The sequence below is a fragment of the Shewanella indica genome (assembly GCF_002836975.1).
Classification (GTDB): Bacteria; Pseudomonadota; Gammaproteobacteria; order Enterobacterales; family Shewanellaceae; genus Shewanella; species Shewanella indica.
On the sequence record NZ_NIJK01000041.1, the window covers coordinates 1 to 12,471 of the forward strand.

Consider the following 12,471-nt stretch of genomic DNA (forward strand, 5'->3'; position numbering starts at 1 on the left):
AAAATCCGATGACATGGGGTCATCGGATTTTGATCCTTTCAGTGAGATCGTCAAGCGATCTGTCTTAACTGATCGGCATTAAGCCATAAAGAGATTTTTCTTGTGGAGCCGGCAGGCATAAAAAAAGGCAGCCATTAAAGACTGCCTTATGATCTATCGAAGATCAATGGGGCCGCGCTAGAAGCCCCTTAGGGAGAATGATGAACATGAAAAAGTAAATTCACTGCTCACTATGTTGGAGTCTGCAGTGATGTTTTGGTTCCCCCTGAATGGCGAAAAATAATCATGTTTTTTTAATTAGTTTATTTTTCAATTGATTATTTATCCTGTAATAGCTGGATAATCTGATTACGCAGAGCCTCGGGTTTGGTTGTGGGAGCATAGCGCTTGCTGACTTTGCCATGGCGATCGACCAGAAACTTGGTGAAATTCCATTTAATGCTTTCCGAGCCCAGCACGCCAGGGGCCTGCTGCTTGAGCAGTTTAAACAAGGGATGAGCATGGGGGCCATTGACTTCCAGCTTGGCAAACAGTGGGAAGCTAACACCAAAATTCAATTCGCAGAAGGACTGGATCTCCTGCTCATTGCCCTTTTCCTGAGCACCAAACTGGTTACAGGGAAAGCCGAGTACCACCAGGCCTTGGTCTTTGAATTCCTGATACAGGCTTTCCAATCCGGCATACTGAGGAGTAAAGCCACAGGCACTGGCGGTATTGACCAGCAACATGACCCGTCCTTGAAATTCGCTGAGATCCGTTTGTTGTCCTTGGATATTCTCAAGTGGGATAGCGTATATTGAGTTAGACATAGTGGCTCCTTGGTTGAAGCTTTACTATATAACACAAACTATATTGTTAGTAATTTATTTGTGCGCAATTTAAATTTTGACCCAAGCGCATACTAAAAAGAAAGAGAGAGGAGAGTTGAGTGACACAAACAGCAGTCGAGCCGGAGCTTCAACCTCAAGCAGAAGTGGGGCAGGTGGTACAGCAGTTAACGCTATTGGAGGGCGAAGCTCAGGCCGAGGTCTTTGGTGAGATCCTAGAAGAGGCCGATCCTGGCACGATAGCCTTATTGCTGGAATCCTTGCCGCTGGATGAACGCTATGATCGCTGGAATCAAATAGCCTTCGCTGAGCGGTCAGCTGTGCTCAGCTTGATGCGCGCCGAACCCAGGATGAGCCTTCTTAGGCAGATGTCGGTGGAAGAGGTGGATCTGTTGCTGGCGCAACTGTCAGCTGAAGAGATGATCGAATGGAGCGATTATTTGTCCGACAGCTTTATCGATCGTGCTTTGGCGCAAATGGGGGAGCGGCAACGCAAGCGCTATGAGCTTTATGATCAATACTCGGAAAATGAAATAGGTCGTTACACAGAACATCAGGCCTTGGTGCTCAGTAACAAAAGCCGGGTGGAACAGGCGCAGCGTTTTTTCCGCCGTATTGACTTGGATTGCTGCGAAAACCTCTATCTGGTGGATGAGGATAATCATTACCAGGGAACCGTCAGTCGCTATGAGATTTTTCGTCAGGATCCGCAAACCCCGCTTATTTCGCTTATCGAGCCGGACAGCCGGGTATTGTCGGCCGATTCATCCTTGATAGAGGCCGCCGAAGCGATAGAGCATAGCTCAGATATTGAGCTGCCGGTGGTCGATGAAGAAGGCACCTTAATCGGCCGCTTGACGCTGCGAACGGCAACCGCCTTGGTGCGAGAACACTATGAAGCGCGTTTGATGGCCTCGGCCGGTATGGATGAGTCCGATGACCTGTTTGCGCCTATCGTCAAGGGCGCTCGTCGCCGCGCCATTTGGCTCGGGATCAATCTACTGACGGCATTTTTGGCCTCTGCCACCATAGGTTTGTTCGAGGATGTATTGGCAAAAGTGGTGGCGCTGGCGGTATTGATGCCGATAGTGGCCTCTATGGGTGGAATTGCCGGCTCGCAATCATTGACCCTGATGATCCGCGGCATGGCGATGGGACAGATTTCCATAGGAAACCTGTTTTCCTTGATGAAGAACGAGCTTGGGATAGGGGCTCTCAACGGTATTCTCTGGGCCGTACTCATAGGTTTGGTGGCTGGGATCTGGTTTGACGATAACCTGATTGGTATGACGATTGCTGTGGCTATTTTGGTCAATATGCTGGTTGCGGCATTGGCCGGGGTGGCAGTACCCATGATATTGCAGAAATTTAATCAGGATGCTGCGCTTTCCGGCTCGGTGATCCTGACTACGGTCACGGATGTTGTTGGCTTCTTTACTTTCCTTGGATTGGCAACCTTGCTGTATCTATAGTCGTTAGCTATTTATGTGACAGCATTGACCACTTCTGCAAAGTGGGCTCAATAAAAGACAGTCAAAAGAAAAGGGAGCACAGGCTCCCTTTCACAAAAGGCTTTGAAAGCTACTGGGCGACAATGGCGTTGAAGTCTTGCACTGTATCGGTTTGGTTGCTCAGGGTGACCTGATGCAACTGAGGGGCAGGGTTGGGAATAATAAGACCATCATATTGCTCTGGGTCGTCATTTTCCGCGCTGCAGCTGAAGGCCACTGTATAATCCCCGGCGGGAATAAAGCCAAAGGCGTATTTGCCGAAGTTACCTGCTTCATACTCCACTTCGACCGAGTTATATGGCACTACGGCGCCTTCTGGTACCGCATTCTGGTTGACATCCGGATCCAGGTTATCGGTCAGCAATGCTGGGTCCAGATCGTGGCCGGGATAGAGGTAGACAAAGTTGCCGCTATCGGCAGCACATTCACCTGCGTTGAACAGGTTGATATCTACCTCACCGGACAAGGAAGCCACAGTCGCATTGTTGACTATGGATACGCCGTGGGGCTTGAGGTTATAGCGCTGACCATTTTTGTTTTCCACCAGGCTGCGGCGCAGGTCAAATTCTATGGTGAAGCGCTGGACGCCGGTGCTGTCGACTTCGAAGCTGCCTAAACGCAGCCTGGTACTGGGCTGCTTGAGTGGCACTTGACCGGTTTCGTCGATCACATAGCTGAGATCTGAGCCGGTGGACTCATCCAGTATATGCAATATCAACTGTGAATAAGTGCCGACTTCCAACTCGGCATCGCTGAGGATGAGAGCGCTGTCGCTGCCTTGATACTCCAGCAGATCCAGTTGGCGGTAGTCTTCGCCGTTAGGTCCGGAGACCTCGAGGAAGATGTTATCTTGTCCTTCCCGTACCAGCTCAATTTTGTCAAACGCCACGACCACTTTTTCGGCACTGTCGACCGGGGCATCAGATACGGCGAAGCTAACTTTGGCGGTATTGGGTGTTGGTGTCGGCGGGGTATCATTGTCGCTGCCACCACAGGCAGTCAGCAACAGGCCTGAGCCGCAAAGCAGTGCGATACTTGAAATACGATTTTTCATCTTGGTTCCTCTTGTTGTTCCCGGAGCGTGACAGTGCCCGGTTACCCGGGGTTACTCAGAGAATTGTGTTTGTTGTCTGCCACAAACTCCCTCAATGGGGCTAAAATAAGGAAGGTGCAAACAGGTCCTCGTGGCACTCTGGCTTACACAGCAATTGGCGTTCAAGGCATCTGACTGAAGGCATGCCGGGGCCTGTCAAAGTCGGATAACGCAGAGAGCCGGTTGCAGTGTAAGCCCCGAAGGGCGTGGCTTACAGGCCAGTCTGCTGTGTTGTGCTTCTTGCAAAGGACTAAGGCCATTTGCTGCGAATCACGCCTTGCATCCTGGCCTGTAAGCCTACGCAGAGCACACATGGGACCTGTTCGCACCTTCCCGAACTAATTGCGGCTTTTACCTGTAGCCATACGTTAATCTGGTTAAGCCGAGGTTAAGTTTTATGGGGAATGTCCCCTTCGATAGCTCACATATCCGCCAAGTATAGTCACCAAAGGAGTATCTATGCCTAATCCTGTCCAGGAAATCACGGTTTCCCTGGCCCAAAGTCCTGACTTGATTGCTGCCGCTTGCGCTTTGGTTGATAGCCGCGATGATAATGCTCACCCCTTGGAACATCAGGTCTTTATGGCCTCCCGTGCCGTGATAGTGGCGCAAAACGGAGTCGGGGAGCTGGTGGGCTGCGCTGTGATCAAGGCCGGTTGCGGAGATATCGCCGAGCTCGGATATTTAATGGTGCGCCCCGACTATAGACGGCGGGGGATTGCGGCGGCCCTGACCCAAAAACGGATCCAAATCGCCCGGGAAATGGGGATCCGGCTATTGTTTGCTACAGTTAGAGAAGAGAATCGTGCCAGTCGTGATAATTTGCTCAAGTCGGGGATGCAGTTTTGGGGGAACTATCTGAGTATCAGAGGCACAGGCAATACTGTGGGATGGTACTTTTTAGTATTGGATGACCAAGTGGATGTCGCTACAGAAATGCTCAAGTTGGTGGGGGATAGGGTCAGAATCGACTGAAATTACACTTTTTCGTCACCGGAGCGTGGCAAACTGGCATTTCCTGACGGAATTTTATCACTAATGCTGTGAGCTGGATTGCAAAATGTGGTTCACCGAAATAGAGTTAAATCATCAATAATAAAAAATAGATTCAGTGCCTTGGGCGTTTGTGTACTCAAGGATAAGGATAGCGCCATGGTCTTGGACGGAAATCGATTTGCCGACAGACAAACGTTCGCCCTTCAATATGGATAAACACCCAGGTTCCCTGCTCAGGCTATTGCTGGCGTTTGTTCTGCTCCAGTTTAGTGTGAGTGCCTGGGCCACTCAGGTGCTCGACAACAGCTACATTCTCAAGGCTGAGCCACAACAGTTGGCACCGACTTCGTTCGAGGCGGTACCAGCCTGGATCCGGGCGCAACAGGAAACCAGCCTGAGTTTGACCGGCGGCAGTTACTGGATGGTGCATCCCTTACGAGTGGCAAGTCGTGAACAGACTTGGGTCATAGACGTACGCAACTCCATTATAGAATCCATAGATCTTTTGCTGCTGGGGCAAGATGGTAGCAAACAGCAAGCCCACTCGGGCTATGATGCCGACTATCAGTATCTGTTTGATTATGGCAGGCGGTTCACCATCAAGCCGGGGATAGATTATTGGCTGGTGGTCAAGATTGAGAGCCGTTACTACTCATCGGCACCCGAGGTCCGCCTGGCTCCTGAAATAGAACACAGGCTCAGCGCCGACAGACATGCCACAGCCGTGGTGCTATGTCTCGGGGGCTTGATTTTTATCGCCTGCTATAACCTGTTCATCTTCTTTACCACCCGTGACAAGGCGTTCTTTTGGTACGGTCTTTATGTGCTGGCTTACTTCGGCGGCTGGGCCTTGACCTTCCACTTGCCCGCGCACTTGTTTCAGTTCCGGCAACTCGAGTTGCATCACCTATTCTTTATCAGCCTGCCCATATTGAACATTTTGTTCTATAACAATTTTCTGCAGCTTTCTCTCTATTCGCCCAAGCTTTGGCGCCTCAGTCGCATCTTGTTGTGGGCCTGTGTGTTGGCTCTGCCCACCAGTATTTGGTTCTTGTCCTATACGGCGATTATTGCTTCAGTGCTTATTATGCTCTGGATTGGACTGGCGATAGTTTGCGGTAATGTCTGTCTGATGAAAGGCTTCTCGCCGGCGCGTTATTTCATAATGGCCTTCAGCTGTTTGCTGCTGCCGGCAATCATCATATTGCCTGGTAACATGGGTATCACCCCGGACTTTTTTGAATATGCCGAGCTGGCAACTTTGCTGGGTGGCACTGCCGATGCTCTGTTGCTGTCCTTGGCGTTGGCAAGTAAGCTCAAACTCTTGTCGGAGGAGCGCCAGGAGTATATCCGCAAGTTGGGTATCGCTTGGGAACGAGCTCGCAGTGATAGCCTTACAGGTCTTGCCAACCGCTTGGCCTATGATGAGAGTCTGGCGGATTCCTGCCTGAGTAGTGGCATGCCCAAGCCGGGATACCTGTTGGTATTGTTGGATATTGAGGGGCTGAAACGGGTCAATGACACCCTGGGACATGGGGAAGGGGACAGATTGCTGTTGGCGGTAGCCGAAGAGCTACAAAGCTGGTCTGAAGCCAAGCTCAAGCCTTTTCGCATTAGTGGCAATGACTTTGCTTTGCTACTGCCGGAAGTCGAGGGGCAGCGACTGCAGAACTTGCTGCCGAGGCTGGAGCAGCGTATTGCCAGTGAAGGTTTTGCCGAGCTCTGTGTCAATCATGGCTCTGCGGCCAGTACAGACAAAGAAACGGTCCAGGATTGGGTCCGCGCCGCTGACAAAGACTTGTATCAGTGCAAGAGTCTGCGTCGTCGTGAGCTGCACGCCAGACAACTGGCCGCAGCCGAAGGCCTGCCCCGCTGAACTCTCGGGGCTAATTTCGGGACTAATTCCTGGGCTAAGTCCGGAGCTAAGTCAGCAGCTCAGTCCAGAGCAAGCTCATAGCTGAGTCGAACCGGCTAAATCCCGCCTGGATGCCTATCAGAAGTCTTCCTCACCCTTGATATGGCGCGGATAGCCACAGATAGCCTTAGAGGTGTGCATACCCGCCATGGTTGCGGCTTCGACGCAGCCCACATTCAGCCCTGTTTTTATCCAATCACCGGTGACATAGAGGTTATCCAGCCCAGTACCGTCTGTGGTGATGCGAAAACGCGAGCTGTCTTTCACCGACAACACATACCGCTCGGACGGGTCGACATTGGCACGCCAGTATTGGCTGTCAAAGCGCTGTTGTCCTTGACGTTCCTCCGGGTCGTGCAGCCAATCCCAGACAAAGCCATTTTGGGCTTCCGGCCAGAGATTGCCTATTTGATGCTCGAGTTGCCCCAGAGCCCCGGACTTGGCCACGGCATTCATTTGTTGGTTAAAGTCGCTCTGCTCTCTGGGGGGATATTCGGCAACCGGCAGCGCCGAGCAGAAGTAACTGGCATTCTTGACGCGGCCTACCGGCCAGCTTTCTTTGTCAATCAATTGATCCATACTGGCCCAGGTGTCATAGGGTTCGCTGAAGGCCGACAGCACAGGCTCTTCGCCGGAAGCAGGAAAAAGCTGCCAGCCAAGACCGTTGAGATCTGTGTTGAGCCACAACTGATAGGCCTGGGTCGCCACAGTTTGCACCTTGGCCACAGCCTCTGATAGCGCCGGACTTTGGGTCATCACTTCTTTAGCCACATGAGGAACGGCGCCTATGGATAGACCGAAGATCACCTTGTCAAAATCCACCCCCTTACGCAGCTGCTTCACCGGTAGAGCGCGACCGGTTTCTTGCTGGTACAGCTGCGGCCAATCACTCCAGAAGTGTTCCAGGTTGACCCGGTTTTTTGCAATTAATCTGGCTTGAGTTTCATCCAGTTGTGATAGCAGAGGCTCGCTTGGCCAGCAGCCGAGTCCTTTGACATCCACCAACGGCTGATACTCGCTGAGTCCAGGCTTGAGGCTGGCCTGCTCCACTATCTCTATGCCGCTGACGGATTGTCCCTGACATTGCAGCTGTTGTACCTGGTGGAAGAAGTGAAAATTCACTCCGCGGCGTTTCAACACTTCATAGTAGGGGGTGAATACTGTGTCGCCCATGCCGGCCTGCATTTTCCACATCACGCCCCCTTGGTAGCAGAGGGCAATTCGCAGCATGGAGCGGATTATGGTGCCGGCTTCCACATTGGGGCGGGAGAAATCGCCCTGTTCATAGGCGAACACCAGATCGTAGAAGCCCCTTACCGGTGCCGAATCGACAGTGTAACGCTCGCTGGCGCCATGGCGACGCAGCCATTCGCGGTAGTCATAGCCGTTGATAACATCGAATCCGCCCTTGAATACCCCATCGACAAACATCCCCTTGAGTATGGTCAGACCGAGGTCGGCACCTATGTAGAGGCGCCTGAGCTCGTCATTGCCACTCAAGTGATCGCCAAAGCGGCGCTTGAGACGCCGATGCAGTATATCGACGGCACTCTCGATTAGGCCATCGTCCTCGACAGTGTCGTGGTGGTGATCGTCACACTCCAGGCCTATCAGCTGGTTGAAGCGGCACTCCAGCTTGTCCCCCAGGGTTTCCAGGCTATCTTTGGCGTCATCCAGCGCCTCTTCGATGCGATCGTTCAGGCGTTCAAACCAGTCGCGGGTGAACCAGTCTCTGGGGCTATCCTTGGCCACGGCCTCATCGACTTCATCCATCTGTTTTAGCCATTGACGGATCCAGTAAAAGGCCGCCTTGACCAATTTCCACAGCGTCAGGGTTTCAGTGCTGTCGCCGGGGATACCCGGCATGGGCGGGAACTCGATGGGCCAGCTCAGGCTGCGCCCCTCTATCTGTTCCTGCAGCACAATAAAGTTATGGGGCTTGAAGGCTTCGACAAAGCTGGCCAGCGGCGCGTCATCCGCTCGCCCCAGTTCCTCATAGGCTTTGCGCATCAGGGCCGCGGCATTTTGGTAGAAACCAAACCAAATATGCAGCCCATGCTCTTCGATACGATCCCCCATGGCGGCATTGCGCCCGGAGGCTCCCTTGCCACCAATGCGCCAGCCCTGTTGATAGATATCTATCTGGTACCGGTTTTGCCAGCCAGGTTGTTCTGTAAGGCACATGGCCGCGGTAATGGCGGCAACGCCTCCACCGAGAATGGCAATTTTCTCTTTTTGACTATAGAGTTATCCACCAACACTTCGCCCGGCGGCACCTCAAAGTCAAAGTTCACATGGTAGGGCAGCAACACCTGCTGCTCGCCGAGTTGTACCCCCAGGGTATCGGCCAGCGGGAAGCTGTCGTTGGCAAAGACGGTGGCCACCAGGGAGTTATCCAGCAGCGACAGATGATGCACCTTGGTGACTCTGGCGGGCGCCTGCAGCAGCGCCTGATATACCGCCTTGGTGCCGGAAGCGTCGGGGAACTGCTTCAGGAAAACTTGCTCCACCGCCGGTTTGAACAGCAGTTCGAATACCTGCTCGGCCCCAAGAGCATCCAGATCGGGAATAAAGTCGGTTTGGGACTGAATAAAGTCCCAGGTTTGGCCTATGGCTTCCAGTGGCGAGAGGGCATTCTCCTGCTGCGGCCTGCACTTAATCTGGAGCAGTGGTGCCATTGCCAGCTCGGCATCCGGGGAAAATTTTTGAAAACTCTTGGCCGCCAACGACAGTTCTGTCAGCGGCTCATCTACGCCAGGCATCCGGTATTCGCAGGCGTATTTGGGATAACCAAACAGCTCGCGGCCATTGATCAATGCCATCGCATCATTGACCCAGATATGCAGCGGCTGAAACAGGATTTCGCTGATTTCGCCGGCATCAGCACCGGCGTGTTTGCCCACCATCACCCAGGTGATGATATCGGTTTCCTGGATCCAACCTTTGTTGCGATCCACCTCGAAACTGGAATAAGCCTTGGCGATTTGAGTGAAAGTTGTCAGTACATAAGGGGACAACACCTTGAAATACATATTGTTGTTGGCGACCCGGTTCAGGGTTTGATCGACACTCCGTTGCAGATTGGCAAGCTTGCCCTTGAGGAAAAAACCGTACATATCGGCCTGGGTTAACACCAGAGGAGAGTGCATAAGCACTGAGCCGGGAGGGTAGATAAAGTCGGGGCGTTGTTCGTTCATGGCGACCATCCTTGTGTACTGACGTTTGCCAGATTTATCTGACTGAATTAGCTGAATAAACCTAGCGTATATTCAGGCTTCTTACAATTACACGTTCGTTGCCGGATATGTGTTCCTTAGTGTAAGCAACAGTAATAGGTTGCTGATTGGCAGTGTTACCTTCTCCACTTTCTATGGCTTGGCTGGAGTAAACTTCTCTTGGGATAACAATATATTGATGACTGGACATAACCGCCGGGTTGGCGTTAATTTGAGCATGGTGAACAGTTTTTATTACTATCAATGTATGAACCCAAGCATACGCACCGCCAGGTTAAGCGATATTCCTGCCATAATGGCGTTGAGATTGAATGTGCGCGAAAACCGCCTGCAGGATCCCGGGCGGATCACTCAAGCTTGCTATCTCAGCTATTTGACAGGTCGGCGGCGCACTTGGGTTGCAGAGGATGAAACACAACTATTGGGTTTTGTCTGTAGCGATCGTGATGATGCCAGAATTTGGGCGCTTTTTATCGCGCCGGAGTCGGAAGGGAAGGGCATAGGTAAGGCCTTGTTACAGCAAGCGGTTGACTGGCTCCATGCCGGAGGCTGTAGCAAGCTGCAACTCAGTACCGAGCCGGGTACCCGCGCCGAAGGCTTTTATCGCCATCTTGGTTGGCAGTCTCTGGGGCTGACTGAAGAAGGTGAGGTGGGTTTCCTGTTGACTTCACCATCAGATTAAAGTGACTTGTGAGCATGGCTCTGACATAGATTCACTCTACTGAAACCGGCATGACCTCTGTCATTTAAATTGGGCAGGTCAGGCCATCAGCGCCGTATTTGATCATCCCTGAGCTGGAAACCGTCACACTTCTTGAGCCATTGGCTTGCTTGGAAGGGCAATAGATAAAGGTCACTTCGCCTGTGGTGTTGCTTAGGCCATCGGCACGAAAGCCAACATTGCTGCCCACGATGGCATCCTTGCTGTCGATGCCTTCCACTACCCGCAATATTTTTTCGCTGCCTCCGGCCTCGGTATAGACCTTGAGGCCATCATTAAAATTGGCGGCACAACCTGTATCACTCTGATAACCACAAACTTTCACCTCCATACCATAGCTGATGGCCTGGTTGCGGGCGAAGGACAGGGCTTGTTCAATTCGGCTTATTTCCGACTGACTGCGATAGCTTTCATATAAAGAAGTGAGTGAGGGAACTCCCACAGACAACAGTATGGCGGCAACAGCAATGGTGACCATGAGTTCGACCAGCGTAAAGCCACGGATTCTGGAACTGGAAAAATGTGCAACAGCCATAGTCAACTCTTCACATGAATAGATACGCTTAAGTATAAGTGAATGAGTTGTTAATTACAGTAGTCTTTGCAAACCTTGTGCAATGGTCGTTAATTCCACCAGCATCAACCATCCTGACAACTGATGTTTTTATCCTGAGAGCGTCGAATTCGTCCGGCTTGATTGATTATCAAGGCTTTTGAGTGGGGACTATTAGCCTTACCAGGACAATACTTGAAGGTGCCATTGGTTCCTGACGCCAGTCCATCCGGCAGAAAGCGTATCGCTTTCCGGTTGTACTTGAGTATGTCTTGGCTATCAAAAGCGCCGCTTTGAAACAGCAGCTTGTCGTCATCATCCAGGGCCAGATTACCGTTGCGATCGCTGAAAACCGTTACTCCTTGTTGCCAGGCATCGGCTTCACAGCGGCCATCCTTGAGAGCGCAGACACTGACTCTGACACCATAACTAATGGCCTGATTGCGGGCAAATTGCAGTAGTTGCTGTACTTGTTTGATGCCGGTTTGGGCGCGATAACCTTCGTAGAGCGACTTGAGTGAGGGGGCCCCGACTGAGGCCAGTACCGCCAGCAGAGCCATGGCGACCATGACCTCCAGCAGCGAAAAACCAAGCTGTAAATGACGCATAATCTCATCCTTGAGTGGTGGGCGGCCAGCATCCGGCGAACCTGAGTGTTAGTTTAGTCCAGGCAGTGGCTTGGTTCTGGTTTCCTTTTAGATGAGTTTGCACTAAATATTGCACTTGCTTACCTAAGGGATGAATAAGTACACCGAGTTGATCATGGCTACTGCGAAGGAATAGAGCCTTGGTTTTTTCATCTGAGCGGACAATCACTTCTTGCCCGCAGTATGTCGTGATAAGCTATTGCGATTGTATGCGAACAAGCAAAATCGCGAGCTATTTCTCCGGTCAAATTGACCTGGAAATGGTCATGAGTCGCAAAAGAATTCCAAGCCCTAAAGGAGTGCCTGATGAAGAAAGTGGAAGCCATAATCAAGCCGTTTAAACTGGACGATGTCCGTGAGGCGTTGGCTGAGATAGGAATAACCGGTATGACGGTTCTGGAAGTCAAAGGTTTTGGCCGCCAGAAGGGACATACAGAGTTGTACCGTGGTGCCGAGTATATGGTCGACTTTCTGCCCAAGGTGAAGATAGAGCTGGTTATTCAGGATGATCTGCTGGAACAGGCACTGGATGTGATTGTTGAAACCGCCCGTACCGGTAAAATCGGCGACGGCAAGATCTTTGTGACCGATATCGAACGCATTATTCGTATCCGTACCGGTGAAGAAAACGAAGAAGCGGTATAAAAAAGAACGTAAAAAATTAGGTTCATCACAGATTAGCGTGGACTGGAAATGAAAACGGTTGGAGAGTTATTGTTTAGTCGCCAAATAAAAACAATGACCCACTCCAACCGTTGTCGATGTCGAATATTAGCTGCACTAGCTCAGACTTGTGCTGACAGTGTAGTGATCAAGTTAATTGACCACTACAAGCCAATCACACTCAGAACCAAAACCACCGAATGTTCCTGCGTCCATTTAAGTAGTTTGTATGGATAATAACCAAGCCAAAAGGGTAAAGTGAGACCCAGGCTTTAGCGGCAACTAAAGCTTTCTATGTGGCAGTTCGGT

At 51.5% G+C, this 12,471-nt stretch carries 9 protein-coding genes and 1 pseudogene; 5 read left to right on the forward strand and 5 right to left on the reverse strand.

Annotated features, from left to right (window positions below; translation table 11 throughout):
• Nucleotides 1-317 precede the first annotated feature (317 nt).
• Nucleotides 318-809 carry a glutathione peroxidase gene (locus tag CX650_RS14260; protein ID WP_039036082.1) on the reverse strand — a complete coding sequence of 164 codons (492 nt, stop codon included), beginning with the start codon at nt 807-809 and terminating at the stop codon, nt 318-320.
• Between the two features lie 119 nt (nt 810-928).
• Here CX650_RS14260 and CX650_RS14265 point away from each other — a divergent pair, with 119 nt between their 5' ends.
• Entirely contained in the window at nt 929-2,299 is a 1,371-nt protein-coding gene (locus tag CX650_RS14265; protein ID WP_101096175.1) for a magnesium transporter, read from the forward strand.
• 109 nt (nt 2,300-2,408) lie between these two features.
• Here CX650_RS14265 and CX650_RS14270 read toward each other — a convergent pair whose 3' ends face one another.
• Entirely contained in the window at nt 2,409-3,392 is a 984-nt protein-coding gene (locus CX650_RS14270) for a DUF4382 domain-containing protein (RefSeq protein ID WP_071477228.1), read from the reverse strand.
• Between the two features lie 498 nt (nt 3,393-3,890).
• Between CX650_RS14270 and CX650_RS14275 the strand changes: the two genes are divergently transcribed.
• Entirely contained in the window at nt 3,891-4,406 is a 516-nt protein-coding gene (locus tag CX650_RS14275) for a GNAT family N-acetyltransferase (protein WP_101096176.1), read from the forward strand.
• A 229-nt stretch (nt 4,407-4,635) separates the two neighbouring features.
• Nucleotides 4,636-6,303 carry a GGDEF domain-containing protein gene (locus CX650_RS14280; RefSeq protein WP_101096180.1) on the forward strand — a complete coding sequence of 556 codons (1,668 nt, stop codon included), beginning with the start codon at nt 4,636-4,638 and terminating at the stop codon, nt 6,301-6,303.
• A gap of 117 nt (nt 6,304-6,420) precedes the next feature.
• Here CX650_RS14280 and CX650_RS14285 read toward each other — a convergent pair.
• Nucleotides 6,421-9,539: pseudogene (locus CX650_RS14285) on the reverse strand (NAD(P)-binding protein).
• A 217-nt stretch (nt 9,540-9,756) separates the two neighbouring features.
• Between CX650_RS14285 and CX650_RS14290 the strand changes: the two are divergent.
• The gene (locus tag CX650_RS14290) at nt 9,757-10,260 is read left to right on the forward strand and encodes a GNAT family N-acetyltransferase (protein ID WP_157823032.1); all 504 of its coding nucleotides are present in this window, start codon (nt 9,757-9,759) and stop codon (nt 10,258-10,260) included.
• Nucleotides 10,261-10,324: 64 nt separating this feature from the next.
• Here CX650_RS14290 and CX650_RS14295 read toward each other — a convergent pair whose 3' ends face one another.
• Entirely contained in the window at nt 10,325-10,834 is a 510-nt protein-coding gene (locus CX650_RS14295) for a GspH/FimT family pseudopilin (RefSeq protein WP_101096178.1), read from the reverse strand.
• 104 nt (nt 10,835-10,938) lie between these two features.
• Nucleotides 10,939-11,460, reverse strand: coding sequence for a GspH/FimT family pseudopilin (locus CX650_RS14300; RefSeq protein ID WP_101096179.1), 522 nt, complete (start codon nt 11,458-11,460; stop codon nt 10,939-10,941).
• Nucleotides 11,461-11,805: 345 nt separating this feature from the next.
• Here CX650_RS14300 and glnB point away from each other — a divergent pair, with 345 nt between their 5' ends.
• On the forward strand, nt 11,806-12,144 hold the full coding sequence (gene glnB / locus CX650_RS14305; RefSeq protein WP_025009956.1) for a nitrogen regulatory protein P-II: 339 nt from the start codon (nt 11,806-11,808) through the stop codon (nt 12,142-12,144).
• Nucleotides 12,145-12,471: the final 327 nt, after the last annotated feature.